Below are 26148 nucleotides of genomic sequence, written 5' to 3' on the forward strand. Positions count from 1 at the left end.
TTCCGGGATCTTCCCGGGGCCGGCCGATTCGTGTCCGGGGGTTGTGGGCACACGGTTCGCTATTTATAGTCGTACTGACTATTAAAGAGCGTCCCTGCCGGGCGCGGCCGGTGGAGCAGGGCCCACGGGGGTGGTCCCGGTCCTCCGCCGTCGCCCGGCAGGGCACCGACAGCCGTCGAGGCGGCACGAGGAGGGGGTATGGAGGGCTACGACAAGTACGCCTTCGAGCCCTTCGCCGTCACCGTGGATCTCGCGGTGTTCACGGTCCGGACGGGCGTACTGGACGTGCTCCTGATCGAGCGCGGGCAGGAGCCGTACCTGGGCCGCTGGGCACTGCCGGGAGGGTTCGTGCTGCCCGAGGAGTCCGCCGGGACGGCCGCCCGGCGCGAACTGGCCGAGGAGACCGGCCTGTCGGACGTCTCGGGGCTGCACCTGGAGCAACTGCGTACCTACAGCGAGCCGGACCGCGATCCCCGGATGCGGGTGGTCTCCGTGGCGTACACCGCGCTGCTGCCGGACCCTCCCGAGCCGCGCGGCGGCGGGGACGCGGCGAGCGCGCGATGGCTGCCGTACGGCGGACTCGGCCCGCTCGCCTTCGACCACGACCGGATCCTCGCCGACGCCCACGAACGGATCGGCGCCAAGCTGGAGTACACCTGCCTGGCCACGGCGTTCTGCCCGCCCCGGTTCACACTCGGGGAGCTCCAGCAGGTCTACGAGACGGTGTGGGGGACCGCGCTCGACCGCCCGAACTTCCGGCGCAAGGTCCTCGCCACGCCCGGGTTCGTCGAGCCGGTCCCGGGTGCGGCCCGGCTGACCGGAGGCCGGGGGAAGCCCGCCGCGCTGTACCGGGCGGGCGCCGCCACGGCGTTGCATCCGCCGCTGCTGCGACCGGCTCCGGCACCACCGTCCGCCGGGACCGGCCCCTCTCCCGGTGCCCACCGGTCCCCGCCGCCGTCCCCCTCGCAGTCCTCGTCTCCGGAAGGACGATCCTCATGACCACGACCGTCAGAAAGCACGCCGCCACCGGGGCACTGGTCGGGCTCGCCCTCGGGGACGCGCTCGGCTTCCCGACCGAGTTCAACGACGTGCCGTCGATCCTCGCCAAGTGCGGACCCTGGCGGGAGATGGAGCTGCCGGACCCCGCCTTCGTCACGGACGACACGCAGATGACCCTGGCGCTGGCGCGGGGGCTGCGGACGGCCATGGACCGGGGGCTCCTCGGGCCCAAGCGGATGGAGCGGCCCGTGCGCGAGGAGTTCGTGGACTGGTACCAGTCCCCGGAGAACAACCGCGCGCCCGGCCGTACCTGCCTCGTCGCCTGCGAGAAGCTGAAGAGCGCGGACCGGCTCTGGCAGGACGCCAGCCAGGTGGGCTCGAAGGGCTGCGGCGCCAACATGCGCGTGGCGCCCCTCGGCCTCGTCCCTGGGCTCAGCGACGAACAGCGCGCGGGCGCCGCCCAGTTGCAGGCCGCCCTCACCCACGGCCACCCGACGGCGCTGGCCGCCTCCGACCTCACCGCGCACGCGGTACGGCTGCTCGCACAGGGCACCGAACCGACGGGCCTGGTCGGACTCCTGCGGTCGTACGCGTACGAGAACCGGACGCGCTACCACGACCGCTGGCTGGGCGACCTGTGGGCCCGCGCCCAGGACCCGACTCCGGCGCACTACATCTCGCGCGGCTGGGACGAGTGCCTGGAAGCCCTGGAACGGCTTCAGCGGGCCCTGCGGTCGCCGTCGCCCGAGACGGACCCGTGCCTCGCCACCGGCCCCGGGTGGATCGCCGAGGAGGCCCTCGCCACCGGACTGCTGTGCTTCCTGCTCTTCGTCGACGAGCCCGTGACGGCCCTGCGCCGGGCCGCCTGCACCTCCGGGGACTCGGACTCGATCGCCTGTCTGGCCGGCGCCTTCGCGGGGGCGCACCTCGGCGCCGACGCATGGCCCACGGAATGGGCCGACAGGATCGAGCACCAGGGGGACCTGATGTCCTTCGGCGCGCTCTGGGACGCCTGACCGGCCCGGCCGGCCCGGTGTGACGGGCCGCTTGGGTCAGGCGACGCTGATCGAGTCGCCCGTGACCGTGATCTGCTTCGCGGGGAGCGGCTTCGGCGCCGGGCCGCCCGCCACCGAGCCGTCGGCGACACGGAACCTGCTGCCGTGGCACGTGCAGTTGATCGTGCCGTCCGAGACGTTGGCGACGATGCAGCCCGAGTGGGTGCAGACCGCCGAGAAGGCCTTGAAGTCGCCCAGTTCGGGCTGGGTGACGACGACCTTCTCGTCCTTGAAGATCTTGCCGCCGCCGACCGGGACGTCACCCGTCCTGGTGAGTTCCTCGCCGCCGGGCGCCCGGCTCCCGCTTCCGGAGGGGGCCGAAGAGGGCGCCTCCTCCGTGTCGCCCCCGCCGTTCTCGTCGCCGTACTTGCTGCAGCCCAGGAGCAGCGCGCCCGCCGCGCCCGTCACGAGCACCGTGCGCCGCGTCGAGGGTTTCGTCATGTCGTCACTCCGAAGGTGCGGAAGAACCAGAGGGCGGAGGTCAGCCAGATCACGGTGAGGGCGGAGAAGAGGAGCCCGCCGACGACGGGCAGCACCCAGCCGGGCAGTCGCTCCGAGCGGAGCAGCAGCATCTTGGCACTGAACGCACCGAAGAAGAAGCAACCCAGGAGCGAGTGCCACAAGACGCGCGGTTCGTACGTCTGATAGCCCAACGCGTACAGACAGTGCACCGCTACAGGAACCGCCACCAAGAACGCGATCCGGCCCGACCAGCGGTGCACCGTGCCGGACCAGCTCGGGCCCGGCAGGCGCCCATACAGCATGAGCGCCGAGACGAGCTGCACGACCGCGAAACCCATCGCGGCGGTGCCCAGCCACGACTTCACGGCGCTCGTGCTGCTGAAGCCCGCCAGGTTGAAGGCGGTGCCCTCCGGGTCGTGCACGTTTCCGTAGACGCCGAGGCCCACCGCGACCGCGCTCGCGACCAGGGCCGGTACGACGTAGCGGGCGGCCCCCGGTCCGCGGCGGGCGGGGCCGGGCGCGGAGAAGCCCTGGGTGGCGGCGTTCGGGTCCACGGTCATGGTCGGCTCCCTGCGGTCACGCGGTCATGGGGCAAGGGGCGGAGCGAAGAACGGAGCGGGGGCTGGAGCGAGGGACGGAACGAAGGACGGAACGAAGGACGGGCCGAGGGGGTCACGGGGTCACGGGCCGGGCGGTGAGCCGCTGTCCGTCGACCGTCACGGCGCCGCTCTCCGGGTCGATACGGGGTGCGGCCGCCGCCCTGCCGTCGCGCTTGAGGATGCCGACCTGGCGGCCGTCCGGCAGCACGATCCAGCCGCCGTCGACCTCGGCGCCGCGCACGGTGGCGGTGGCGCGGTACAGCCCGGAGGGCTTGACGGCCCTGTCCGCCGTGAAGCCGTACGTCCGCTGCCCCATGTCGACCGTGCCGCGGACCCGTTTGCCGGTCAGCTCGCCGGTGAGGACCTCGCCCTTGCGGCCCTTCAGCCGCATGCTGCCGTCGGCCTCGACCGGGCCCTTCAGCCACGACTCCTGGTCCCGGCCGTCACAGAAGTACGCGACCGCCTTGCCGTCGCGCAGCGTCACCGCCACCGCGGAGGAGTCGTCGTCGGTGCGGCCCGCGTAGTCGCCGTTCGCCACGGCGGACCTCGACGGGCTGGGCGACGGGGACGGCTTCCCCGGACTGGCCGTGGCGGTGGGCGTCGGGCTCGCCGACACGACGTCGGCGGGCGAGTCGCTCCCGGTCGACGTGCTGCGCGTCCCCGTCGTCGCGTTGAGCGACAGCATGAACAGGGCGAGCAGCAGTCCCGCGAGGAGCGTGAAAAGTGGTCCGGAACGCTTCATCGTGCCTCCCCCGAGGCGTGGCGCGGACAGCCCCACCATGCAAGCGGACCCGCGGGCCCTGCGTCCAGAGGCGCACAGGAGCGACTTCGCGGAGATTCAAGGACGATTCCACCGTGAAGCACGCTCTCACTCCACATAGCGACAAGGAGTGACAAGGGTGATATTGGGGTGATCCGGGGAAAGCGTGGCGGGCGTCTCGGCAGGCGGGCGCCGCGCACCGGGCGACCGAGGGCTGACTAGGCTGGATGCACCAAAGCCGATACGTACATCAGCAAGGAGCATCACCGTGGCGGTACGAGCGGTCCGGGGCGCCGTCCAACTGGAGCGGGACGAGGCCGGGCACATGGACGAGCAGGTCAGCGAGCTGCTCACCGCCATCCTGGAGCGGAACGCGCTGACCACCGACGAGCTGATCAGTATCTGGTTCACGGCGACGCCCGACCTGCACAGCGACTTCCCGGCGGCCGCGGCGCGCAAGCTCGGCATCGTCGACGTACCGCTGATCTGTGCGCAGGAGCTGGACATCGAGGGCGCGATGCCCCGGGTCGTGCGGGTCCTCGCGCACATCGAGTCCGATCTGCCGCGCTCCGAGATCGCGCACGTCTACCTGGGTGCCGCGGGCGCGCTCCGCAAGGACATCGCCCAGTGAGAACGGCACTCGTCATCGGCACCGGCCTCATCGGGACGTCGGCCGCGCTGGCCCTGGCCGGGCGCGGCGTCACCGTGCACCTCGCCGACCACGACCCGGAGCAGGCCCGTACGGCGGCCGCGCTCGGCGCCGGGACGGACGAGGAACCCCGGGGGCCCGTCGACCTCGCGATCATCGCCGCGCCGCCCGCGCACGTCGCCGCGGCACTCGCCGACGCGATGCGGCGCGGGGTCGCCCGCGGCTACCTCGACGTGGCCAGCGTCAAGGGTGGGCCGCGCCGCGAGCTGGAGTCACTCGGCCTCGACCTGTCCGCGTACATCGGCTCGCACCCCATGTCCGGCCGTGAGAAGTCGGGCCCCCTGGCCGCCACCGGTGACCTCTTCGAGGGACGCCCCTGGGTGCTGACGCCGACCCGGGACACGGACACCGAGGTGCTCAACCTCGCGCTGGAGCTGGTCTCGCACTGCCGGGCGGTCCCGGTGGTGATGGACGCCGACGCCCACGACCGTGCGGTCGCGCTCGTCTCGCACATGCCGCATCTGGTGTCCAGCATGGTCGCCGCCCGATTGGAGAACGCCGAGGAGACAGCCGTACGCCTCTGCGGGCAGGGCATCCGTGACGTGACCCGGATCGCCGCGTCCGACCCGCGGATGTGGATCGACATCCTCTCCGCGAACCCGGGTCCGGTCGCCGACCTCCTCGCGGACGTCTCCGCCGACCTGGACGAGACCGTGCAGGCCCTGCGCGCCCTCCAGTCCTCCGACGAGGCCAAGCGCCGCGAGGGCACCACAGGCATCGAGGACGTCCTGCGCCGCGGCAACGCCGGCCAGGTCCGTGTCCCCGGCAAGCACGGCGCCGCGCCCACCTCGTACGAGAGCGTCGTCGTCCTCATCGACGACCAGCCGGGCCAGCTGGCCCGCATCTTCGCCGACGCCGGCCGCGCGGGCGTCAACATCGAGGATGTGCGCATCGAGCATGCGACCGGGCAGCAGGCCGGTCTGGTGGAACTGATGGTGAAGCCGTCGGCGGTGCCGGTGCTGACGGCGTCCTTGCGGGAGCGGGGCTGGGCGATCCGGCAGTAGGGGTGGTTCGTCCGGCGTGGGCGGGGCCCGCCGCGTCACCGATCCGGCCGCCCGGCCCCAGGCGCAGGAGGGGCTGCGCGCGCTCGACGAGGAGCGCCGTCAGGCCCGGGTCTGCCCGGACCGGCCGCGGCACAGTCACGGCTCCCACCTGAGCGCCTGCCCCTGGTGCGCGCGGGCCGCGGCCAGCGGGCACGACGTGTTCAGCGACACCGCGGCGCCCGCACCGGCCCCGCGAGCGCGTCACGGACGAGGCGGATGAAGCCGCCCCGGCAGCCGGCACGGACGGGCCCGCCGACACAGCCGGATGCGACGCGGCAGCCGGGCAGCGCGCGGGCCCTCGCCGCGGGTCCGTCGATCGTGCCGGCGGTCCTGGTCCTGATGATCGTCGTGAGCCTGGCGCAGGGACGGTGAGGGGCCGCCGCGGGGTCCGTAAAACGGGGTCCGGGAAGCCAGTAACCTTGTTCGGGGCGCGATCGTGCCCGCACCAGCCCAGCACCCCGTACCAGGAAGGTGTCCGCACCCGTGGAATCCACCGCCGCCCGGACCGCTCCGGCCGTGATCGTCGCCATCGACGGTCCCTCCGGCACGGGCAAGTCGAGCACCTCGAAGGCCGTCGCCGCACAGCTCGGCTTGAGCTACCTGGACACGGGCGCCCAGTACCGTGCGATCACCTGGTGGATGGTGACCAACGGCATCGACGTCGCCGACCCCTCCGAGATCGCGGCCGCGGCCGGGAAGCCCGAGATCGTGTCCGGTACGGACCCCCTGGCGCCGACCATCACGGTCGACGGCACGGACGTCGCGGGCCCGATCCGCACCCAGGACGTCACCTCCAAGGTGAGCGCGGTCAGCGCCGTCCCCGAGGTGCGCGCCCGGATCACCGAGCTGCAGCGCTCGATCGCCGCGGCGGCCGAGAAGGGCATCGTCGTCGAGGGCCGGGACATCGGTACGACCGTGCTGCCCGACGCCGACCTAAAGATCTTCCTCACCGCTTCCCCGGAGGCCCGCGCCGCCCGCCGCAGCGGTGAACTCAAGGGCGCCGACGTCAACGCCACCCGCGAGGCCCTGATCAAGCGGGACGCGGCCGACTCCTCCCGCAAGACCTCGCCGCTGGCCAAGGCCGGCGACGCGGTCGAGGTGGACACCTCCGACCTCACGCTCCTGCAGGTCATCGAGTGCGTCGTCACCCTCGTCGAGGAGAAGCGGACCACGAAGTGAGCGAAGCCCCCGCCGTCCCGACGGCGCGGCGTGCCGAGGTCGGCCGCCGGATCGGCGTCGGCCTGATGTTCGGGCTGTGGAAGCCGCGCGTCCTGGGCGCCTGGAAGGTCCCCGCGACCGGCCCGGTGATCCTCGCCGTCAACCACTCCCACAACATCGACGGTCCGATGGTCATGGGCGTGGCACCCCGGCCGACGCACTTCCTGATCAAGAAGGAGGCGTTCATCGGTCCGCTCGACCCCTTCCTGCTCGCCATCGGGCAGGTGAAGGTGGACCGTACGATCGCCGACCGCACCGCGATCACGCAGGCGCTGGGCGTCCTCGCGGACGGTGGCGTCCTCGGGATCTTCCCCGAGGGCACCCGCGGCCAGGGCGACTTCGCCTCGCTGCGCGCGGGGCTCTCCTACTTCGCGGTCCGCGGCGGGGCCCCGATCGTGCCGGTCGCCGTGCTGGGAAGCACGGAGCGGCGCGGACGGTTGACGAAGGAGCTGCCCCCGCTGCGGAGCCGGGTCGACGTCGTCTTCGGCGACCCCTTCGAGGCGGGCGACGGCAGCGGACGGCGTACGCGCAAGGCCCTCGACGAGGCGACCGTGCGCATCCAGAAACAGCTCACCGCGCACCTGGAAAACGCCAGGCGCCTTACGGGGCGCTGAGAGACACTTGAGTAGTGGATCACCCCAAACGGGGCGTTCCACCGATCACCACGATGAACGAGGTACGGACTTCATGAACGACCAGATCCAGCCCGACGGCTCGGAGCACGAGCACGGGGCACTTGGCGATGCCGAGTACGCGGAGTTCATGGAGCTCGCCGCGGAAGAGGGCTTCGACGCCGAGGACATCGAGGGCGCGATCGGCGAGGCCGGTCACGGCCCGCTTCCGGTCCTCGCCGTCGTCGGCCGCCCGAATGTCGGCAAGTCGACCCTGGTGAACCGCATCATCGGCCGCCGCGAGGCCGTCGTCGAGGACAAGCCGGGCGTCACCCGCGACCGCGTCACCTACGAGGCCGAGTGGGCGGGCCGCCGCTTCAAGCTCGTCGACACCGGCGGCTGGGAGCAGGACGTCCTCGGCATCGACGCCTCCGTGGCCGCGCAGGCCGAGTTCGCGATCGACGCGGCCGACGCGGTCGTCTTCGTCGTCGACGCCAAGGTCGGTGCCACCGACACCGACGAGGCGGTCGTACGCCTGCTGCGCAAGGCCGGCAAGCCCGTCGTCCTGTGTGCGAACAAGGTCGACGGCCTCAGCGGTGAGGCCGACGCCTCGTACCTGTGGTCGCTGGGTCTCGGCGAGCCGCACCCCGTCTCCGCGCTGCACGGCCGCGGCACCGGCGACATGCTCGACGCCGTCCTGGAGGCGCTTCCCGAGGCCCCCGCGCAGACCTTCGGCACGGCGATCGGCGGTCCCCGCCGCATCGCGCTCATCGGCCGCCCGAACGTCGGCAAGTCCTCGCTCCTGAACAAGGTGGCGAACGAGGACCGCGTGGTCGTCAACGAGGTCGCGGGCACCACCCGTGACCCGGTCGACGAGCTCATCGAGCTCGGCGGCGTCACCTGGAAGTTCGTCGACACGGCCGGTATCCGCAAGCGGGTCCACCTCCAGCAGGGCGCCGACTACTACGCCTCGCTGCGCACTGCCGCCGCCGTCGAGAAGGCGGAGGTCGCGGTCATCCTGCTGGATGCCAGCGAGAGCATCAGCGTCCAGGACCAGCGCATCGTGACGATGGCCGTCGATGCGGGCCGCGCGATCGTTCTCGCCTTCAACAAGTGGGACACCCTCGACGAGGAGCGCCGCTACTACCTGGAGCGGGAGATCGAGACCGAGCTCCTCCAGGTGGCGTGGGCCCCGCGGGTCAACGTCTCGGCGCGTACGGGCCGCCACATGGAGAAGCTGGTCCCGGCGATCGAGGCCGCGCTGGCGGGCTGGGAGGAACGCGTTCCGACGGGCCGTCTGAACGCCTTCCTGGGTGAGCTGGTCGCGGCCCACCCGCACCCGATCCGCGGCGGCAAGCAGCCCCGCATCCTCTTCGGCACGCAGGCGGGCACCAAGCCGCCGCGGTTCGTGCTCTTCGCCTCGGGCTTCATCGAGCACGGCTACCGCCGCTTCGTGGAGCGCCGGCTGCGTGAGGAGTTCGGCTTCGAGGGGACGCCGATCCACATCTCGGTGCGGGTGCGCGAGAAGCGCGGCAAGAAGAAGTAGCCGTACGGCGGAAACCGTACGCACATGAGGAGAGGGCCCCCGCACCGTGCGGGGGCCCTCTCCTCATGTGCGTCAGCGTTCCCGGCGAGGCCCTGGCGGCAGCGCCGCCGGGATCAGGCCCGTGGCGTGCTGCCGTGCCACCGGCTGCCAGACGGTCGTGACCGTCGGGCTCTGGTGCGCGGACACCTGCCCGGTCTGGTGCTGCCCGGCGACATGCCGCATGCCGTACGCGGTCGGCGTGTACGCACCCGAGTTGTACGAGCCGGAGCCGAGCAGCCCCGAGCCGTGGAGGCCCGATCCGTGCAGGCCGGGCCCGCTCGGGCTGATCCCGAAGGCCTTGAAGCCGAGATCCTCCTCGCCGATGCGATCGCCCGGCAGGGTCCGGAAGGTCCTGAGGTACTCCGCGTACAGCGCGTCGTAGATCGGGGTGGCCGAACAGCTGCCCGTGAAGTCCTGGGCCGGCCGCAGGGCCGGGACCGGGGACGAGTAGGGCAGGCGGCGGGGGGCGTCGTAGGTGTGCACGTACGTGCCAACGACCCCGCCGCCCTTCGGATGCGGCCGACGGTCCGCTTTCGCAGGTCACCGGGAGTGTCTCCGGCGTCCGCGGGGGACCGGGGCCGCCCGTGCTCAGGTGCCGGCCAGGGGCATCGCGCTCGCCACCAGTCGGCCGCTCGCCGCCGCCTTGTCGAGCGCGTCACGCAGCAGGTCCTCGCGGGGCTGACGGCCGATCGAGCCGACGGGGGCCGCGAACAGCAGTACCTGCTGGTGCTTGTTGGCGGCCGCCCGCCAGCTGTCGGTTACCTGGAGCGGCTGGTGGGCCTGCCACCAGGCGACGGGCGAGCCGCCGCCGGCGCCGGGCTGCAGAACCGCGTGCAGCTGGCCCATGGCGAGCAGCACGGACCAGCCGTGCAGCACGGGCGGCACCTCGGTGAGCTGGCTGACCGGCATGAACCCCTGCTCGATGAGGAGCGGCAGGAAGTCGTCGCCGGCACCGCCCGCCGTGCCCGGCCGGGCGATGCGTCCGGTCGGCTCGACGACGAGCGCGGGGTGCAACTCGCCGCCCAGCAGGACGAGTCCGCTGGTGACGCCGAGGACGGCCTGCTCGGGCAGGGCCTCGGCGGGGCGCTCGTCCCCGGTGATGGACCGGGCGGCGCCCTGCAGTTGCTCCTCGGTCACCTGGACGACCTGCGAGGGCAGGCAGCCGGCGTGGGCGAAGGCGAGGACGGCGGTCTCCTCGCCGATGAACAGGACAGTGCTGGTGCGCTCCTGTTCGGAGTCGCCCTGGGTGCGGCAGGACGTGCAGTCGTAACTGCCCGGGGCGTTGTCTCCGGCGAGCAGCCGGTCGGCTTCTTCGTCGCCGATCTCGGCGCGTACGTCGTCGCTGACGTCGAGCATGCGCGGCACGGGTGGCTCCTCGGGATGCGGTGCGTGTTGTGGCCGGGGGCTCCCGGTCCGTGAACCGGATGGGTTCCCGGCTCATGAAGAAGACAACGGAGGATCTGTGGCCGGAGTCACGCCCGGGAGCGAACGGAATCGAACCATCCTGCGTACGGGACGGACCCGGCGGCAGAATTCGCTGTTTCCCGCTAACTACCTTGGTACGCAAGGGAGTTGCTGCATGGATGTGGGTCATGGATCATCACGGCCAATCGTCGACAAATCAGGAAATCCGCGAATGAAGTGGGTGGCTCGATTTGGTCGATACCGACGGTAACGGCTGCTACGGGGGACTTTCGGGTCTCCCTCGGCCCTTGACGGGCCCGGTCCTCCGACCGGGTGGGGCCCCGGCCGGTGTCCGCGCGGCTCGTCCGGGCATCACCCAGGCCCTGCCTAGCGTGGCCCGATGTCGATCAAGCGCTTGCGGTACGCGGCTGCCGTCGCTGCCGTCCTGGCCGTGCTCGCCCCGGTGGAGGCCGCCGCGGCACCCCCGCCTCCCGCGCCCGGTCCCGCGGCGGCCCAGGTGCCGTACGACTGCGCCGAGGGCCGGTGGCCATGGGACTGCCTCGCCGACTGCGAGAGCAGCGGCCGCTGGGGCGCGAACACCGGAAACGGCTTCTACGGAGGGCTGCAGTTCTGGCAGCCGACCTGGAGGGCGTTCGGCGGCCTGGCCTACGCGCGGCGCGCGGACCTGGCCACGCGGGACGAGCAGATCAGGGTCGCGGAGGAAGTGGTGCGGGTCCAGGGCTGGGAGGCGTGGCCCGTCTGCGCCAGGAGGTACGGGCTCAAAGGGCGGGCGCACGTGGTGAAGCCGGGGGAGACACTGGCCTCGATCGCCCGCCGGTACCGCGTCAAGGGCGGCTGGAAGGCCCTCTACAAGCTCAACAGGCAGATGGTCGGCGCGTATCCGGACCGGCTGAACCCCGGCACGATGCTGCGGTTGCCGAAGGGGGCGGGTCCGGGCCGGCCGGTCACGCCGGCGGACGGGGGCGCGGCCGCACCGGGCCAGAGCACCCCGGCCGGGCCGGTGCCCTCGACTCCGTCGGCCCCACCGGGCCCCTTTACTCTGCCGATCCCGTCGGACCCGTCGGACCCGTCGGACCCGTCGGACCCCTCGGCTCCGGCGGTCTCGTCGGCTCTGCCGGTCCTGATGGGTCCGCCGCTGCCGAGGCCGCCGTCTCGGCAGCCTCGCCGCTGAACGCGACCGTCCCGCGCCGCAGTTCGTACACGATCGTCGTCCCGGAGCGCAGGCCCGACGGCAGACGCTGTTCGGCCACGACCACACAGGCGTCGAGGCCGCTCAGCAACGCGTACGTGCGGGCCGCCACCGCCGGGGACATGCCCTGCGCGGGCTCGTCGACGAGGACCACGCGTGCGCGTGCCAGGAGGGCGCGGGAGAGGGCCAGCATGCGCTGCTCGCCGCCGGAGAGGGTTCCCGCTCTTCTGGTCAGGAGGGGGCCCAGCTGGGGGTACGCGTCGAGGGCGGACGTGAAGGGCCTGCCGGGGGCGGCGAGTTCCAGGTTCTCGCGGACGGTGAGCGAGCCGAAGACCGCGCGGCGGTCCGGCACGAGGCACAGACCCCGGCGGGCCCGCTCGTGCGCGGGCGTCCCCGTGATGTCGTCGCCGTCCCAGACCACGGCCCCGCGGGACAGCGGCACGGTGCCGGCCAGGGCGCGCAGCGCGGTCGTACGGCCCGAGCCGTTGCGGCCGAGCAGGACGGTGACGCCCGGTGCGGGCGCGTGGAGGGAGACGCCGTGCAGGGCCTCCAGCGGGCCGTAGCGCACGCGGGCGTGGCGCAGCGAGATACCGGGCGCGCTCATCCGCCGGCCACCGGGCCGAGCCCCTCCTGACCCAGGTCCGGATTCCCTTGATCCGTATGCTCTTGGCCCGGATTTTCCTGGGTCGTGTGCCCCTGGTCCGTCCGGGGGCCGCGGTGCCCGTCGAACGCGTCGAGGCGTTCGAGGACGTGGCCGGGCGGGCCGGAGGCGACGACGCGGCCCGCGGTCATGACGTGCACGGTGTCGGCGAGGTCGGCCACCAGGTCGAGATCGTGCTCGACGACGAGCAGGGCCGTGCCGTCGGCGGCGAGTGCCCGCAGCACGCGGGCCAGTGCCGTCACCTCGCCCGTGTCGAGCCCGGCCGCGGGTTCGTCGAGCAGCAGTACCCGCGGGCTTCCGGCGAGGGCCCGGGCCAGCTCGACGCGCCGCAGGGTCCCGGTGGGCAGGTCCGCCGCGGGCAGCGCCCGTACGGGACCGTGGAGCCCGAGCAGACGCAGTGCCCGCTCGGCCGCGTCGGCGTCGATGACGCGCCCCTGCTCGGCGCCCACGCGTACGTTCTCCGCCACGGTCAGCGTCGGGAAGACGGCCAGTTGCTGGAAGGTGCGGGCGATGCCGAGCCGTGTCCGTGCGTGGGCGGGCAGCCGGGTGATGTCCCGTTCCCCCAGGGCGACCCTTCCCGACGCCGGTCGCACGGTTCCGGCGAGACAGTGGAACAGGGTGCTCTTCCCGGCTCCGTTGGGCCCGACGACCGCGGTGATCCGGCCCGGCGGCAGATCGAGGTCGACGCCGTCCAGGGCGGTATGGCCGTCGTAGGCGACGCGCAGGGCGCGAGCCCGGAGGGCGGGGCGAGGTGCCGCCCCGGCCACGGAACGAGGGGCTCGTCCGGCAGGGGCCTCCCGTCGCGCTGATCCGGTCGGCCGTGTCTCCGCGCGCGCGGAGAGGTCCGTACCCAGGCCACCGGCGCCCGCACCGAGCTGAGTACGGCCGTCTCCCGCTCCGGTACCGCTGTCGCCACGGTCGTCCGCCCCAGGACCTGTGCGGAGGCCGTCGCCGTCACGTCCGTCGGCGGGGCCGGGAGTCGCGACGGGGCGGCCGCGCCCCTCCTGATGTCCGGAGGCTCCCTGGGCGGGCGTGGTGGCCTCCCCGTCCTCGTGCGCGCCGGGCGGCGGGAGGGGTGGGCCGAAGGCCGTGCCCAGGGCCGTGTCGGTGCGTCCCTCCGGGCCCGGTGTCCACGGGGAACCGTCCCCGTCGTCGGCGGACGGCGGCACCGCGCGTCTCACCAGCGGACGCCCGCCGGTGAGGCGGCTCATCGTGTCCGGCCCGGTGGACGTGAGCGCCACCGGGACCGCCGCCCGTGGCGTGCCGGAGCCCTGGGCAGGCGCCGCCCGCAGCTTCCGCCTCACCCCGGCCCCCAGCGGGGTCGGCGTCACCTCCCGGCGCAGCCGCAGGCGCCCGGCCGCCTGCCGCAGTGCCTCGTACGGGCCGCCGGGGAAGCGGCCCACGAGGACCGCCAGGAGGCCGATGGAGGCCGCCGCCACCCCGCCCCGGGTACCGGCGTCCAGACCGACGAGGAGAGCCGCCGCGAGCAGCGCGCCGAGGACGCTGTCGGCGCCGAGCACCACGATCGCGGCGAACCACAGCAGACCGCGGACCGGGTCGTACGCCGCCGGGTCGAAGGCACGCACGCCCATGCCGAGCATGCCGCCGCCCAGCGCGGCCAGGGCGGCGCCCGCCACGAAGGCCGTCAGCTTGAGCGCCGGGACGCGGACGCCCGCCGCCGACGCGCCCGCCTCGTGGTCCCGCATCGCGGCCAGGGCCCGGCCCGTACGCCCCCGGCGCAGCGCGTGGGCGGCCAGCAACGCGCCCGCGAGCAGGACCAGTTCGAGCACGTAGTACGCGCGGTCGCCCTCGAAGCCCGCCGGGCGGCCCAGGGCCAGGCCCGACGTCGCGTACGGCTGGGCGAAGACGAAACGGCTGACACCGACGCCCACCGCGAAGGTCGCCAGTGCGAGAGCCAGGCCGTGGCGGCCGATGGCGGGCCAGCCGGTCAGCAGGCCCAGGGGTGCCACCAGCAGGACGGCGACCGCGAGCGCGGCCAGTTCCGGGAGCGGCGGCAGACCCGGGAAGCGGCCCGCCGCCAGCAGCGCCGTGAAAAGGGCGCCCAAACCCGCGTACGCCGCCTGGCCCAGCGAGATCTGGCCGCCGCGGCCCGTCACGACGACCAGGGACAGCAGGACGACGCCCAGCGCCGGGACCTGGACGGACGTGTGCAGGTCCTGCCCCGCGAAGCCCAGCGGCAGCAGGAACAGGACCACGGCCACGATCCACGCGCCCGGCGGGGTCGGTACGCGGGCCGTCGCCGTGCGGGGCAGGGCGTCCCGGGTGCCGATGCCCGGCAGCACCAGGGCCGCGACCAGCAGGGCGACGACGAAGAGGTTCGCGCCCACCGCCTGGAGGAGCGGTTCGCGCCAGCCCGTCGGGTGCAGCCGGGTCAGCTGGCTCTGGGCGACCCCGATGCCCAGGGCCACGACCACGGCCACCGGCAGACTCCGCATCCGGGCGGCCACCGCGACCGCCACCACCTCCATCACCAGCAACGGCATGCCGTACGGGTCCAGACGTACGTAAGGAGCCAGCAGCACCCCGGTCAGACCCGCGGTGAACGAGCCGAACACCCAGCCCGCCGCGGCCACCCGGTCGGCGTCGATCCCGCCCAGGACGGCGAGCGAGCGGTCGTCGACCACGGCCCGCAACTCCCGGCCGAAGCGCGTCCGGCGGATCACCGCGCCCACCGCGGCGGCCAGCACGAGCGTCACCGTCAACTGGCCCCAGGGGTCGGCGGAGACGAGGACCGGCGCGTCCGGGCGGGCGCCGGGGCCCCAGACCAGCGCCGCCCCGCCGACGAGCAGGACGAACACGCCGATGGACGCGACGAGCGTCTGCGCGGGGTCGCCTCCGAGGACGGACAGGGGACGGAAGACGAACCGTTCCAGCACGAGGCCGATGCCCGGGGCGACCACGAGCAGCGTGAGCGCGGCGGCGAGTGGGAGCGGCCAGCCCCACCCGACGGTGAGCTGCCACAGCAGGTAGGCGCACACCATGGCGACGGCGCCGTGCGCGAAGTTGAGCACGCCGGTCGCCCGGTGGGTCACGACCAGGCCGATCCCGGTGAGCGCGGCCGCGCTGCCGACGGAGAGCCCGGCGAGCGTGAGGTCGTACGTCAGCGAGGCCATCAGCCGTCCGCCTCGGACGACCGGTCGTCCGAGGCGGCGGGTTCGCAGATCGGGCAGGGGGCGAGTGCCCCGCCGGCGAGGACCATGGAGTCGACCGGCAGGGCCTCCGGCTTTCCGGCGACGAGCGGGCAGTCCGCGCGGTGCCACAGCGTGCCGCCCGGCACCATCAGCAGGTCTCCGCTGACGGCCACGGGCGCGGCGGCCGCCTGCCCGGAGCCGTCCGCGTCGGCCGGCCCGGCCGCCACCAGGAGCCCGTACAACTCCTCGACGCGGGCCGCGGCGAGGGCGTTCCTGCCGTGGGTGAGGAGGACCGCGCCGGCGACGATCAGGGCCGCTCCAGGAACCGTGCAGGACGCCAGGAAGGGAAGCTGCCGTTCCGCGTAGCGCTCGCCGGAGATCCCGTACCAGCCGAGGACGCACAACACTGCTCCCGCGGCCAGCGCGGCCCACCCGGCCCACAGGACGGGGTGCACGGTCCGCAGTCGAGCTGTCCGCATGGGGGCTCCCATGTCATGTGTCTGACTGTCTTCCAAGTCCGTCGATGGACTTGCACTATGCCTTCTGCAAGCTGACCCTGAAAGCTCCGGGCGCACTTGGCCCGGACCGACACCCGGTGGTGAGCCAGATGGTTCTCGGGAGTGACCTCAGGCGGGGGACAGGCCGGGGGCTGGCGGTGGCGGTACTCGTCCTCGCCTGTGCCCTCACGGCCTGCGGCGACGACAGCGGCGGCGACGAGACGACCCCGCCCTCGCCCTCCGTGAAGCTGCCCAGGACGACCGAACCGACTCCGAGCGCGAGCGCCCCGGACGATCCGGCGGAGGCCGAGAGGCAGATCAAGGAGAACTGGAAGAAGTTCTTCGACCCCGACGTCCCCACGAAGGACAAACAGGCCGTCCTGGAGAACGGCGACAAGATGGACCAGGTTCTCAAGAGCTTCAGCGGCGACGAGCGCGGCGGGCAGGTGGAGGCGACGGTCACCGAGGTCGAGTTCACCTCGCCGGCCGAGGCGAACGTGACGTACACGCTGACCCTGAAGGGCGCCACGGTCATGCCGGACGCCGCCGGGACCGCGGTCGAGCAGGACGACACGTGGAAGGTGTCCGTCAAGACGCTCTGCGGACTGGTGGGGCTGAGCGGCAATGAGTCGCCGGGCCCGGGTTGCTGAATCCGCTGCCGTGGGCCTGCTGCTCCTTCTGGGCACGGCCTGCGGCAGCCGCCTCCCGGAGAGCGACTTCGGGGACCGGCCCGGCCGGACGCCCGCCCGCACCACCGCGGAGCCGATCCGCGTGGGCGTCATCACGAGCGCCACCAGCCCGGTCGGCGGCAACGCCTTCACCGGACCGCGCGACGGCGCGAAGGCCTACTTCGAGGCCCTGAACGCGCGCGGCGGCATCGACGGACGCCGGGTCGAGGTCCGTACGTGCGACGACGGCGGCAGCGGTGTCGGCAACAACGAGTGCGTGCACCGGCTCGTCGACGAGGACAAGGTGGTGGCCCTCGTCGCCACGACCGCCCTCGACTACGCGGGAGCCTCCCGCGTGTCCCGCGCGCGCGTGCCCGACATCGGGGGCCAGCCCATCGGCGCGGCCTACGACACCTACCCGCACCTCTACGGGATCTACGGCAGCCTCGCCCCGCGCGACGGGCGGCCCGGCTGGGACGGCAAGCTGTACGGCGGTACGGAGACCTACCGCTACTTCAAGCGGGAGCAGGGCGCCCGCACGGCGGCCGTCGTCTCGTACAACCAGTCCGCGTCGGCCGCCTACGCCCGGCTCGTCGCCCGGGGCCTGAAGGCCGAGGGCTACAAGGTCGTCACCGAACAGGTCGACTTCGCGCTGCCCAACTTCCGCGCCGCGGCGGCCGATCTGAAGGAGCAGGGCGCCGACCTGGTCTTCGACGCCATCGACACCTACGGCAACGCCCAGTTGTGCAAGGCCATGGACGACGTCGGCGCCGAGGTCATCGCCAAGGTCACCAACGTGCAGAACTGGACGTCCACCGTCCGCGAGGACTACAAGGACGCGCCCCGCTGCCGCAACGCCCTGTGGGCGACGGGCGCGAGCCGCAACTACGACGACCCGGAATCGGCCCATGACGCCGTACGGGCGTTCCGGGACGGCACCAGGGCGCTGAAGACCCGCTCCCAGTGGCAGGTGGAGGGCTGGGCCGCCGCGATGTGGTTCACGGACGCGGCCAGGTCCTGCGTGCGGACGGGCGTCACGCGCGCGTGCGTCGACCGTTTCATGGACGGGGGAAAGCCGTACACCGCCGACGGGCTGCTGCTGCCGGTGCGGTTCGAGCGCCTGTCCGAGCCGCCGAGGACACGCACGACGTGTCTGTCCGTGGCGCGCTGGGAGGACGACCGGGGCTGGGTGAGTCAGGGGGACATGAACAGCGAGTGCCACGACGTACCGCAGTTGTCCTACGAGCCCTGATGCGATCGAGCGCCGAAGGGTTCCCGTTCCCGGTTACCGATGGCGCAACTGTTCGGGAACAGACTGATAAGTGCGCCCAACCATCCCCACCGCTCCCCGGTCTAACCCTCAGGTAGCCGGATTAGACGGAGATACGGGGACGCATGCAGATCTCTTTCCTGATACACAACGCCTACGGAATCGGGGGGACGATCCGGACGACGTACAACCTTGCGAACACTCTCGCCCAGCAGCACGACGTCGAGATCGTCTCGGTGCTCCGGCACCGCAACGAACCGGTGTTCGCACGGGACCCGCGCGTGCGCGTGCGTCACCTCGTCGACCTGCGCAAGAACGGCCCGGGGTACGAGGGCGACGATCCTCAGTACCGGGCACCGGCCCGTGTCTTCCCGAGAGGAGAGATCCGCTACGACCAGTACAGCGTCCTGACCGACCGCCGTATCGCGGAGCACCTCTCGACGACCGAAGCCGATGTCGTGGTCGGCACCCGCCCCGGACTGAACGTGCATCTGGCCCGCGAGACCAGGCGCGGCCCGGTCCGCGTCGGCCAGGAACACCTCACGCTCGACAGCCACTCCGTCGGGCTGCGCACGGAACTGCGCGGCGCCTACCCCCGGCTCGACGCGGTCACCACGACCACGGAGGCGGACGCCGACGCCTACCGCACGAAGATGCGGCTGCCCGGCGTGCAGGTCGCGGCCGTGCCCAACTCGGTGCCCGCGCCCGGCATAGAGCCCGCGGACGGCTCCGCCAAATGGGTCGTCGCGGCCGGACGGCTCGCACCGGTGAAGCGGTACGACCTGCTGATCAGGGCCTTCGACCTGGTGCGGGCCCAGCGGCCCGACTGGCGCCTGAGGATCTACGGCAGCGGAAAGCAGAAGGACAAGCTGCGCCACCTCATCGACGAACTCGGCCTCTACAACCACGTCTTACTGATGGGACCGGCCAATCCCATCGAACCGGAGTGGGCCAAGGGTTCCATCGCCGCCGTCACCTCCAGCCTCGAATCCTTCGGCATGACCATCGTCGAGGCCATGCGCTGCGGCCTGCCCGTCGTCTCCACCGACTGCCCGCACGGGCCGGGGGAGATCATCGACAACGGCGTGGACGGACGCCTTGTGGAGGTCGGAAACGTCGAGGCCATCGCCGAGGGCCTGCTCGAACTGATCAACGACGACGAGCTGCGCCAGAAGATGGCGGGGGCGGCGCTCAGGGACTCCGAGCGCTTCGACCCGGCACGGATCGCCGAGCGCTACGAGTCGATCTTCTCCGGTCTCGTCTCGCGCGGGGGCACCTCGAAAATCGGCCGGATGCGCGGCTCGCTGCACCGCACACGAGGAGCGCTGCTCGGCGGCGCGTATGCCGTTCGCGATGCCGGACGGACCGTACTCGGGAAGGAGCGTTCCGCATGATGACGCTGGCTCCGCAGGCCGCGCACCAGCCCACCGACGAGGAAGCCGCCATGCCGCCGCGCGCCGACTGCATCGCCGACTCCGCGGGCGGACTCACCTTCGACGTGACCGAGCCGGGCGGCGCCGGTGACACGCACCTCGTCCTGCTGCACCGCGACGGCCACCAGGAGGTCCGGCTGCCGCTCGTCCCCGCCGCCGACGGCCGACTGCGCGCCGCGCTGCCCAGCAGTGTGGAACTGCCCGAGGGCCGCTGGGACGCCTACGCGCAGACCGCCGGCGGTGAGCCGGAGCGCCTGTCGCCCGGCCTCAACGACCTGCGCTCCCTGGTCGACCGGGCGCCGAGCGGGGCCCGCGGCCATGTCGCCGTCCGCATCCCGTACGCGACCAAGCACGGCAACCTCTCCGTCCGCAGCTGGCTGCGCGCCCCGCACGCGGAGGCGGGCGAACTGCACATAGGCGAGCGGGAACTGGGCGTCCAGGGCCAGGTGTACGGGGTCACGCTCACCGCGGACGCGTACGCCGAGCTGACCGGCCGCGGGGAGACGGGACCCGCGCCGAGGGCCGAGGTCCACCGGGACCAAGCACGGTTCCGCTTCACCGTCGCCTACTCCGAACTGCCGGAGGGGATCTGGAACCTGTGGCTCCGCCCGGCGGGGGAGACCGGCCCGCGGGTACGGATCGCCCGGCTGCTCGACGACATCGCCGACAAGAAGCCCATCTTCACGTACCCGAAGGTCACGCTGGAGACGGCGTACGGTCCGGTGGCCGCCGGCCCGTACTACACGAGCGACAACGACCTCTCCGTGGCCGTCACGGCGGTGGCCGCGCGGCAGTGAGCCGAGGAACCCGCCCCGGCGGCCCGTGAGAGCCTCCCTGGCGTCGTCGGCCGGTCCGGCGGCACCAGGGAGCCCCTCACGGGCCGCGGAGCGCGCTGATGCCACGTCGGCTCTTGCGGACAGTCGTTGTCCGCAAGGGCTGGCAGACTCACGTCCATGTTGGAGACCTCGGCACGACTCCTGCGGCTGCTCTCACTGCTCCAGGCGCACCGCGAATGGTCGGGCCCCGACCTGGCCGACCGCCTCGGCGTCACTCCGCGCACGATCCGCCGTGACGTGGACCGGCTGCGCGAGCTCGGCTATCCGGTGAACGCCAGCCCCGGCACGGGCGGTGGCTACCAGCTGGGCGTGGGGGCCGAGCTGCCCCCGCTGCTCCTCGACGACGACGAGGCGGTCGCCGTGGCCGTCGGCCTGCGCACCGCCGCGGGACAGGGCATCGAGGGCATCGGCGAGACCTCCGTACGCGCCCTCACCAAGCTTGAACAGGTGCTGCCGCACCGGCTGCGCCGCAGGGTCGGCGCCCTGAACGCCTTCACCGTGCCCATGCTGCGCGGCCCGCGGCCCTCCGCCGTCGACCCGGCCGTCCTCACCGAACTCGCGGCCGCCTGCCGCGACTCGGAACGGCTGCGCTTCGAGTACCGGAACCACGAGGGCGCCCCGACCCGCCGCACGGTCGAGCCGCACCGGCTGGTGTGCACCGAGCGCCGCTGGTACCTGGTCGCGTGGGACGTCGACCGCGACGACTGGCGGACGTTCCGCGTGGACCGGATCACGCCCAGGCCGCCGCACGGGCCGCGCTTCACACCCCGCGAGGCACCGGCCGAGGACCTCGCCGCGTACGTCTCCAAAGGGGTCTCCACGCGCGCGTACACCTCCCACGCCGTCGTCCGGCTGCATGTGCCGCTGGAGGAGGCGATCGGGCAGGTCTCGCCCTCCGCCGGGACGCTGGAGCCCGAGGGGCCGGACAGCTGTGTCCTGCGCACCGGTGCCGCGAACCTCGACGTGATGGTCATCCACGTGATGCTGATGGGCCTCCCGTTCGAGGTGCTGGAGCCCGTCGAACTCATCGAGGCGATCAGTACTGCTCGGGACCGGTTGACGGACGCTCTTGACCGAAGCGGATCTGCGGGCTCTCCTCCTGGCCGGAGCGGGTCTGGGGCGGCGTGATCGCCGCGAACCGGGGGTGGTGCAGGTCGAAGGCCGGGGACTCGGAGCGGATCCGGGGCAGCGTGACGAAGTTGTGCCGCGGCGGCGGGCACGAGGTCGCCCACTCCAGCGAGCGGCCGAAGCCCCAGGGGTCGTCGCAGTCCACCGTCTCGCCGTACCGTGCCGTCTTCCAGACGTTGTAGAGGAAGGGCAGCGTCGACATGCCGAGCAGGAAGGCGCCGATCGTCGAGACGGTGTTGAGCGCCGTGAACCCGTCGGCCGCCAGATAGTCCGCGTAGCGGCGCGGCATGCCCTCCGCGCCCAGCCAGTGCTGCACCAGGAACGTGGTGTGGAAGCCGACGAAGAGCGTCCAGAAGTGCAGCTTGCCGAGCCGTTCGTCGAGCATCTTGCCGGTGAACTTGGGCCACCAGAAGTAGAAGCCGCCGAAGGTCGCGAAGACGACGGTGCCGAACACCACGTAGTGGAAGTGCGCCACCACGAAGTACGTGTCCGTGACGTGGAAGTCCAGCGGCGGCGAGGCCAGGATGACCCCCGTCAGACCGCCGAACAGGAACGACACCAGGAAGCCCGTCGCCCAGAGCATGGGTGTCTCGAAGGACAGCGACCCCTTGAGCATGGTGCCGGTCCAGTTGAAGAACTTCACGCCCGTCGGCACCGCGATCAGGAAGGACACGAACGAGAAGAACGGCAGCAGCACCGCTCCCGTGGCGAACATGTGATGGGCCCACACGACCACCGACAGGCCGGTGATGGCCATCGTGGCGCCGATCAGCGTCAGATAGCCGAAGATCGGCTTCCTGCTGAACACCGGGATGATCTCCGTGATGATGCCGAAGAACGGCAACGCGATGATGTAGACCTCGGGGTGCCCGAAGAACCAGAAGAGGTGCTGCCACAGCAGCGCCCCGCCGCTGGCCGACGCGAAGACCTGGGACCCGAACCGCCGGTCCGCCTCCAGCACCAGGAGGGCCGCGGCGAGCACCGGGAACGCCAGCAGGACCAGGATCGACGTGAACAGCGTGTTCCACGTGAAGATCGGCATCCGGAACATCGTCATGCCGGGCGCGCGCATCCCGATGATGGTCGTCAGGAAGTTCACCGCGCCGAGGATCGTGCCGAAGCCCGCGAGCGCGAGCCCCATGATCCACATGTCGGCGCCGATCCCGGGCGACCGTTCCAGGCTGTTGAGCGGCGCGTACGCGAACCAGCCGAAGTTCGCCGGTCCCTGGGGCACCAGCAGGGACCCCAGCACGATCAGTCCGCCGAAGAGGAACAGCCAGTACGACAGCATGTTCAGCCGTGGGAAGGCCACGTCGGGCGCGCCGATCTGCAGCGGCATGATCTCGTTGGCGAACCCGGCGAAGGTCGGTGTCGCGAAGAGCAGCAGCATGATCGTGCCGTGCATCGTGAACATCTGGTTGAACTGGTTGTTGTCGATGAGCTGCGTGCCGGGCCGGGCCAGCTCCGCCCGCATCAGCAGCGCCATCAGACCGCCGACCAGGAAGAACGCGAACGAGGTGATCAGATAGAGGTGGCCGATCTTCTTGTGGTCGGTCGTGGTCAGCCAGTCCACGATCAGTCGCCCCGGCCGCTTCACCGGTACGGGCCTCGCCGCTGCCTGTGCGGTGTCCGTCCCCATCGCTGCCCCCTCGCTCGTCGCGTTCCGGGCCTCCTGAAGCTCACGCCATGATGCTCGCGCGGCGGCACGCTCGACAGGGGGCGTACGCGGAGTCCTCTGCTTGAACCATGCATTTCCTGTGGCGGGCCGACTTCCGGAACACGCCGCGGAACCGGAAAGGAAAGGCATGGATGCGGGCGCGGGACCACGCTTTCCCCCGGGCTATTCGGACCGCGGTCAAGATAGTCCCCGGCGCTCCAGAATTACGTTCGAAGGCGGGCGGAACACGCACGGAACCGTCCGTACGTGTGACGGAGTGGGGTCGAAACGGGTGTCGTTGTCCTGTGACAGAAGCGTGACCGGAGAGGTACCGGTGACTGATGGTGGCGGACCCGGGGTTCCCTGCCCGTGACGCGCCGCCTACCGTGGCGGCATGGCACCCATTCCCACTCCTCCCGCAGAGCCCTCGGACACCCCGGACGCGTATGTCGGACTGGAGGCGAGCGGCGCCGAGCGCCGGGCCCGTGAACACGGCTGGTCCACCGTGCGGTCGTTGCCCCCGGGCGCGATCATCACGATGGAGTACCGCGTGGGGCGCCTGAACTTCGAGGTCACCGACGGCCGCGTGACACGCTGCTGGAAGGGCTGAGCGGCTCCTCGCGGGCCCTGCCCGGCCCGGTACCCGTCCCGTCGCGCAGTGGCGTTCGGCGCCGTGCGGGGAGTGGTGCGTGCGTACCGGTCCCCGCCGCCGTGTTGTACCTTCCGCGCGGTCAGCCGCCCGTCAGGGGGCGGGCCGAGGCGGTGCCACGTGTCACTCGGTCCGACTGGGGCGGCCGGCGGCTGCCGACCGGCGTCACCGGCGTGCGCTCCGAACGGGCCAGGTGCGGGCCCGGGGCCAGGTAACCCGGTTGCCGGGCCGGCCGGGAGGCGGCGACCGGCTCGCGCACCACGGGCTCCTGCTCGCCGGCGGGCTTGCCGAGCGGGGTGAGCGTCGTCGGGGCCCCCACGGGAGCGGCCGGAGCCGGAGCGGCGCCGCGGCGACGGGCGCGCCAGGCGTCGCGCAGGTCGAAGATGCCGGTCTCGGCGCGGGCGATCAGCGGCTCGAACCAGGGCAGCGCGAGCAGGATCAGCAGTCCCGCGGCCCAGCCGAGCACCACGTCGCTCAGCCAGTGCGTACCGAGGTACACGGTCGTCAGGCCGACGCCGAGGGAGACCACGGCGGACAGGGCCGACAGCCAGCGGCGGGCGCGCGGCGTCGAGGCCAGATAGGCGAGGATGCCCCAGGTCACGACGGCGTTTGCGGTGTGGCCCGAAGGGAATATGTCGCCGCCCAGCCACATCTCGTTCGAGCCGACGCTGGTCGCGTAGTGCGGACCGAGGCGGCCCATGCTCAGCTTGGCGGCGCCCACCGTGAGGTTCAGCAGCAGCAGGGAGGCGCCCAGCGTGAGCAGCGGGCGCAGCGTGTGCTGCCGCCAGGAGCGCCAGCCCAGCCAGGCCGCGATCATCACGGCGGTGGGGCCGCGCTGGCCCAGCACCACGTAGTAGTCGAGGAACGCGTGGATCTCCGGCCACTGCTGGTACGGCCGGAAGAACATGACCTGCCAGTCGAGCCGGACCAGCCACGAGGTGATCACCACGGCCCACACGATGGCCGCGTAGAAGGCGAGCGTGGACGCGAAGAGGACCACTCGGTGCCGGCTCATCCTGGGCACGTCGATGTGGGCCGGTCGTTCCGGCTCACGGTCCAGCCGGGCGAAGACCCGGTCCAGACGAGTCAGCTTTCGTTCGGTACGCACTCAATCGACGTTACAGCGAGTGAGGTGTGTTCCAGGCCGAAGCACCCTCTTTGTGATGACGATGTGATGTGGGATTGCTCTCAGGAGGGGGTTTATCACCGTGGATTATGTAATCCCCCGTCCACTCTTCCTTCAATTCGATTGATCATTCCGGTGCGGAGTTATATGGCGCTTTTGAATTCGTTCACCGAATGCTTGCGTGCCCTTCTCCGGGCGCTCACCGGCCACCGTGGGTGATCACGGCGGACCGGTGCCGTTCAGCCAGAAGGCGCCGTACGCCGCAGACGTCACCGCCACGCCTCCCAGCACCCACGCCGACCTGGACGTCCGCAGCCGGGCAAGGGCCGACGCGAGGGGCAGGAGCAGGGGGAAGGCGGGCAGCAGAAGGCGTGGTTTCGAGCCGAAATAGCTCGACGCGCACAGGGCGAGGGCGGTGACGGCCCCCGCGTACACCAGGAGTGGGAGCGGCTGTCGCTGCCGTACGCAGACCACGTACAGCCAGATCAGCAGGCCCACCCCGATGATCAGGCCGAGCCCGGCCGGAGCCGACGGCAACGAGGTGAACTTGTCCGCGACGAAGCGGGCGAACGCGTAACCGCCGTCGAAGCCGTTGCGCCAGCCCGCCTGGACGTCGAGATAGCCCAGCGGACCCCTACCGGTGTGACGGCCGACCCACAGGACGTAGCCGGCCGCCCCGAGGGGCGCGATCACCATCGCCAGGGCGCGTCGCCACCTCGGGGCGCCGTCCGGCGCCCCGACGCCCCGCTCCCGTACGAACGAGGCGACCGCCGTCACCCACACGGCCGCGACGACCGCCGCGCCCACCGGGCGGGTCAGACCGGCCAGCGAGGCGAGCAGGCCCGCGGTCAGCCAGCGTCCGGTCAGGACCGCGTACAACGACCAGGCCGCGAGCGCCGTGAACAGTGACTCGCTGTACGCCATCGACTGCACGATCCCGACGGGCAGGACGGCCCACAGCAGCACCGTGACGGCCGCGGCCCGGTGCCCGTACACGTGGTCCGCGACCGCGAAGATCCCCCAGGCCGCCGCGAGCGAGGCGACCGCGCTGACCAGCAGGCCCGCGTCCGCGTACGACAGGGGGGACACCGCCGACACCGCCCGCTCCAGCCAGGGCAGCAGCGGGAAGAACGCCAGGTTCGAGTGCACGTCGCCGTTGGGCAGGCGCACCTCGTAGCCGTAACCGAGGTCGGCGATCCGCGTGTACCAGAGGGAGTCCCAGCGGGCCGAGAGCAGCTGGTGCGCGCTCTTGTCCCGGGCGGCGCTCCACACCGCGAGCGTCACCAGGCCGAGCGCCCGCACCGCCGCGTACCCGAGGAGGGCGGGCGCGGCGCGGCGCCAGGAGGGCGCCGGACGGGGCGGCGCGACAGGCGTAGCAAGATCGGTCACGGGTCCGATTATCGAGGGCGACCGGTT

Annotated in this window: 25 protein-coding genes and 1 pseudogene; 15 read left to right on the plus strand and 11 right to left on the minus strand. The window is 72.3% G+C overall.

Annotation, left to right across the window (positions count from 1 at the left end):
• The first annotated feature begins 198 nt into the window (after positions 1 to 198).
• Together O1Q96_RS12815 and O1Q96_RS12820 are read left to right on the plus strand one after the other, a co-directional pair.
• Positions 199 to 999 carry an NUDIX hydrolase gene (locus O1Q96_RS12815; protein WP_269248286.1) on the plus strand — a complete coding sequence of 267 codons (801 nt, stop codon included), beginning with the start codon at positions 199 to 201 and terminating at the stop codon, positions 997 to 999.
• Positions 996 to 2015: an ADP-ribosylglycohydrolase family protein gene (locus O1Q96_RS12820; protein WP_269248287.1), complete on the plus strand. Its 1020-nt coding sequence runs from the start codon at positions 996 to 998 to the stop codon at positions 2013 to 2015. Before O1Q96_RS12815 ends, O1Q96_RS12820 begins: the two co-directional genes overlap by 4 nt.
• A 36-nt stretch (positions 2016 to 2051) precedes the next feature.
• Here the strand turns inward: O1Q96_RS12820 and O1Q96_RS12825 are convergent, their stop codons facing one another.
• The 3 genes from O1Q96_RS12825 to O1Q96_RS12835 form a co-directional block, all read right to left on the minus strand.
• Positions 2052 to 2495, minus strand: coding sequence for a Rieske (2Fe-2S) protein (locus O1Q96_RS12825; RefSeq protein WP_269248288.1), 444 nt, complete (start codon positions 2493 to 2495; stop codon positions 2052 to 2054).
• Positions 2492 to 3076 carry a DUF6529 family protein gene (locus tag O1Q96_RS12830; RefSeq protein ID WP_269248289.1) on the minus strand — a complete coding sequence of 195 codons (585 nt, stop codon included), beginning with the start codon at positions 3074 to 3076 and terminating at the stop codon, positions 2492 to 2494. Before O1Q96_RS12830 ends, O1Q96_RS12825 begins: the two co-directional genes overlap by 4 nt.
• Before the next feature lie 112 nt (positions 3077 to 3188).
• A complete protein-coding gene (locus tag O1Q96_RS12835; protein WP_269248290.1) occupies positions 3189 to 3857 on the minus strand; it encodes a hypothetical protein in 669 nt (222 codons plus the stop codon).
• Between the two features lie 286 nt (positions 3858 to 4143).
• Here O1Q96_RS12835 and aroH point away from each other — a divergent pair, with 286 nt between their 5' ends.
• The 6 genes from aroH to der all read left to right on the plus strand — a co-directional run bounded on the left by aroH (position 4144) and on the right by der (position 9002).
• On the plus strand, positions 4144 to 4506 hold the full coding sequence (aroH, locus tag O1Q96_RS12840) for a chorismate mutase (protein ID WP_269248291.1): 363 nt from the start codon (positions 4144 to 4146) through the stop codon (positions 4504 to 4506).
• Positions 4503 to 5588, plus strand: a complete 1086-nt coding sequence (locus tag O1Q96_RS12845) for a prephenate dehydrogenase (protein ID WP_269248292.1) — start codon at positions 4503 to 4505, stop codon at positions 5586 to 5588. Before aroH ends, O1Q96_RS12845 begins: the two co-directional genes overlap by 4 nt.
• Before the next feature lie 16 nt (positions 5589 to 5604).
• Positions 5605 to 5847: a hypothetical protein gene (locus O1Q96_RS12850; RefSeq protein ID WP_269248293.1), complete on the plus strand. Its 243-nt coding sequence runs from the start codon at positions 5605 to 5607 to the stop codon at positions 5845 to 5847.
• A 263-nt stretch (positions 5848 to 6110) separates the two neighbouring features.
• Positions 6111 to 6806: a (d)CMP kinase gene (cmk, locus tag O1Q96_RS12855; protein ID WP_269248294.1), complete on the plus strand. Its 696-nt coding sequence runs from the start codon at positions 6111 to 6113 to the stop codon at positions 6804 to 6806.
• The gene (locus tag O1Q96_RS12860; RefSeq protein ID WP_269248295.1) at positions 6764 to 7459 is read left to right on the plus strand and encodes a lysophospholipid acyltransferase family protein; all 696 of its coding nucleotides are present in this window, start codon (positions 6764 to 6766) and stop codon (positions 7457 to 7459) included. Before cmk ends, O1Q96_RS12860 begins: the two co-directional genes overlap by 43 nt.
• 73 nt (positions 7460 to 7532) lie before the next feature.
• Positions 7533 to 9002, plus strand: a complete 1470-nt coding sequence (der, locus tag O1Q96_RS12865; protein ID WP_269248296.1) for a ribosome biogenesis GTPase Der — start codon at positions 7533 to 7535, stop codon at positions 9000 to 9002.
• A 72-nt stretch (positions 9003 to 9074) separates the two neighbouring features.
• On the opposite strand, the gene O1Q96_RS12870 is transcribed toward der, so the two are convergent.
• Positions 9075 to 9524 (minus strand): hypothetical protein, encoded by a 450-nt coding sequence (locus O1Q96_RS12870; protein ID WP_269248297.1) that lies wholly within the window; start codon positions 9522 to 9524, stop codon positions 9075 to 9077.
• Positions 9525 to 9629: 105 nt separating this feature from the next.
• Positions 9630 to 10406 carry a hypothetical protein gene (locus tag O1Q96_RS12875; RefSeq protein WP_269248298.1) on the minus strand — a complete coding sequence of 259 codons (777 nt, stop codon included), beginning with the start codon at positions 10404 to 10406 and terminating at the stop codon, positions 9630 to 9632.
• 439 nt (positions 10407 to 10845) lie between these two features.
• Here O1Q96_RS12875 and O1Q96_RS44435 point away from each other — a divergent pair.
• Positions 10846 to 11148, plus strand: a pseudogene (locus O1Q96_RS44435) (transglycosylase family protein); the annotation flags it as partial.
• Between the two features lie 352 nt (positions 11149 to 11500).
• On the opposite strand, the gene O1Q96_RS12885 reads toward O1Q96_RS44435, so the two are convergent.
• From O1Q96_RS12885 to O1Q96_RS12895, 3 genes are read right to left on the minus strand one after another with little or no spacing between them, the layout of a single operon-like run.
• On the minus strand, positions 11501 to 12259 hold the full coding sequence (locus tag O1Q96_RS12885; RefSeq protein WP_269248299.1) for an ABC transporter ATP-binding protein: 759 nt from the start codon (positions 12257 to 12259) through the stop codon (positions 11501 to 11503).
• Positions 12256 to 15450 carry an ABC transporter permease subunit gene (locus tag O1Q96_RS12890; protein ID WP_269248300.1) on the minus strand — a complete coding sequence of 1065 codons (3195 nt, stop codon included), beginning with the start codon at positions 15448 to 15450 and terminating at the stop codon, positions 12256 to 12258. Before O1Q96_RS12890 ends, O1Q96_RS12885 begins: the two co-directional genes overlap by 4 nt.
• Positions 15450 to 15947: a hypothetical protein gene (locus O1Q96_RS12895; protein WP_269248301.1), complete on the minus strand. Its 498-nt coding sequence runs from the start codon at positions 15945 to 15947 to the stop codon at positions 15450 to 15452. Before O1Q96_RS12895 ends, O1Q96_RS12890 begins: the two co-directional genes overlap by 1 nt.
• A gap of 128 nt (positions 15948 to 16075) precedes the next feature.
• Here O1Q96_RS12895 and O1Q96_RS12900 point away from each other — a divergent pair, with 128 nt between their 5' ends.
• From O1Q96_RS12900 to O1Q96_RS12920, 5 genes are all read left to right on the plus strand, one after another.
• The gene (locus O1Q96_RS12900; RefSeq protein ID WP_269248302.1) at positions 16076 to 16615 is read left to right on the plus strand and encodes an MTB12 C-terminal domain-containing protein; all 540 of its coding nucleotides are present in this window, start codon (positions 16076 to 16078) and stop codon (positions 16613 to 16615) included.
• Positions 16590 to 17885 (plus strand): ABC transporter substrate-binding protein, encoded by a 1296-nt coding sequence (locus tag O1Q96_RS12905; protein ID WP_269248303.1) that lies wholly within the window; start codon positions 16590 to 16592, stop codon positions 17883 to 17885. The genes O1Q96_RS12900 and O1Q96_RS12905 overlap by 26 nt, the downstream gene beginning before the upstream one ends.
• 143 nt (positions 17886 to 18028) lie before the next feature.
• Positions 18029 to 19297: a glycosyltransferase family 4 protein gene (locus O1Q96_RS12910; RefSeq protein WP_269248304.1), complete on the plus strand. Its 1269-nt coding sequence runs from the start codon at positions 18029 to 18031 to the stop codon at positions 19295 to 19297.
• Positions 19294 to 20133 carry a hypothetical protein gene (locus O1Q96_RS12915; protein ID WP_269248305.1) on the plus strand — a complete coding sequence of 280 codons (840 nt, stop codon included), beginning with the start codon at positions 19294 to 19296 and terminating at the stop codon, positions 20131 to 20133. Before O1Q96_RS12910 ends, O1Q96_RS12915 begins: the two co-directional genes overlap by 4 nt.
• Positions 20134 to 20289: 156 nt before the next feature.
• Positions 20290 to 21300, plus strand: coding sequence for a helix-turn-helix transcriptional regulator (locus O1Q96_RS12920; protein WP_269248306.1), 1011 nt, complete (start codon positions 20290 to 20292; stop codon positions 21298 to 21300).
• On the opposite strand, the gene ctaD is transcribed toward O1Q96_RS12920, so the two are convergent.
• Entirely contained in the window at positions 21209 to 22939 is a 1731-nt protein-coding gene (gene ctaD, locus O1Q96_RS12925; RefSeq protein WP_269248307.1) for an aa3-type cytochrome oxidase subunit I, read from the minus strand. The two genes, O1Q96_RS12920 and ctaD, sit on opposite strands and share 92 nt — an antisense overlap.
• A gap of 412 nt (positions 22940 to 23351) precedes the next feature.
• Between ctaD and O1Q96_RS12930 the strand changes: the two genes are divergently transcribed.
• Entirely contained in the window at positions 23352 to 23567 is a 216-nt protein-coding gene (locus O1Q96_RS12930; RefSeq protein WP_269248308.1) for an I78 family peptidase inhibitor, read from the plus strand.
• A gap of 121 nt (positions 23568 to 23688) precedes the next feature.
• Here O1Q96_RS12930 and O1Q96_RS12935 read toward each other — a convergent pair whose 3' ends face one another.
• Positions 23689 to 24714 carry a phosphatase PAP2 family protein gene (locus O1Q96_RS12935; protein ID WP_269248309.1) on the minus strand — a complete coding sequence of 342 codons (1026 nt, stop codon included), beginning with the start codon at positions 24712 to 24714 and terminating at the stop codon, positions 23689 to 23691.
• A 237-nt stretch (positions 24715 to 24951) separates the two neighbouring features.
• Positions 24952 to 26121, minus strand: coding sequence for a glycosyltransferase family 39 protein (locus O1Q96_RS12940; protein ID WP_269248310.1), 1170 nt, complete (start codon positions 26119 to 26121; stop codon positions 24952 to 24954).
• Between the last annotated feature and the right edge of the window lie 27 nt (positions 26122 to 26148).

Source organism: Streptomyces aurantiacus (assembly GCF_027107535.1).
GTDB lineage: Bacteria > Actinomycetota > Actinomycetes > Streptomycetales > Streptomycetaceae > Streptomyces.

What these genes read in the sequence shown, in the direction of transcription:
- O1Q96_RS12815 (WP_269248286.1), top strand. Translation starts at nt 199, where the DNA reads ATGGAGGGCTACGACAAGTACGCCTTCGAGCCCTTCGCCGTCACCGTG.
- O1Q96_RS12820 (WP_269248287.1), top strand. Translation starts at nt 996, where the DNA reads ATGACCACGACCGTCAGAAAGCACGCCGCCACCGGGGCACTGGTCGGG.
- O1Q96_RS12825 (WP_269248288.1), bottom strand. Translation starts at nt 2,495, where the DNA reads ATGACGAAACCCTCGACGCGGCGCACGGTGCTCGTGACGGGCGCGGCG.
- O1Q96_RS12830 (WP_269248289.1), bottom strand. Translation starts at nt 3,076, where the DNA reads ATGACCGTGGACCCGAACGCCGCCACCCAGGGCTTCTCCGCGCCCGGC.
- O1Q96_RS12835 (WP_269248290.1), bottom strand. Translation starts at nt 3,857, where the DNA reads ATGAAGCGTTCCGGACCACTTTTCACGCTCCTCGCGGGACTGCTGCTC.
- der (WP_269248296.1), top strand. Translation starts at nt 7,533, where the DNA reads ATGAACGACCAGATCCAGCCCGACGGCTCGGAGCACGAGCACGGGGCA.
- O1Q96_RS12885 (WP_269248299.1), bottom strand. Translation starts at nt 12,259, where the DNA reads ATGAGCGCGCCCGGTATCTCGCTGCGCCACGCCCGCGTGCGCTACGGC.
- O1Q96_RS12890 (WP_269248300.1), bottom strand. Translation starts at nt 15,450, where the DNA reads ATGGCCTCGCTGACGTACGACCTCACGCTCGCCGGGCTCTCCGTCGGC.
- O1Q96_RS12895 (WP_269248301.1), bottom strand. Translation starts at nt 15,947, where the DNA reads ATGCGGACAGCTCGACTGCGGACCGTGCACCCCGTCCTGTGGGCCGGG.
- O1Q96_RS12900 (WP_269248302.1), top strand. Translation starts at nt 16,076, where the DNA reads ATGGTTCTCGGGAGTGACCTCAGGCGGGGGACAGGCCGGGGGCTGGCG.
- O1Q96_RS12905 (WP_269248303.1), top strand. Translation starts at nt 16,590, where the DNA reads ATGAGTCGCCGGGCCCGGGTTGCTGAATCCGCTGCCGTGGGCCTGCTG.
- O1Q96_RS12910 (WP_269248304.1), top strand. Translation starts at nt 18,029, where the DNA reads ATGCAGATCTCTTTCCTGATACACAACGCCTACGGAATCGGGGGGACG.
- O1Q96_RS12915 (WP_269248305.1), top strand. Translation starts at nt 19,294, where the DNA reads ATGATGACGCTGGCTCCGCAGGCCGCGCACCAGCCCACCGACGAGGAA.
- O1Q96_RS12920 (WP_269248306.1), top strand. Translation starts at nt 20,290, where the DNA reads ATGTTGGAGACCTCGGCACGACTCCTGCGGCTGCTCTCACTGCTCCAG.
- ctaD (WP_269248307.1), bottom strand. Translation starts at nt 22,939, where the DNA reads ATGGGGACGGACACCGCACAGGCAGCGGCGAGGCCCGTACCGGTGAAG.
- O1Q96_RS12930 (WP_269248308.1), top strand. Translation starts at nt 23,352, where the DNA reads ATGGCACCCATTCCCACTCCTCCCGCAGAGCCCTCGGACACCCCGGAC.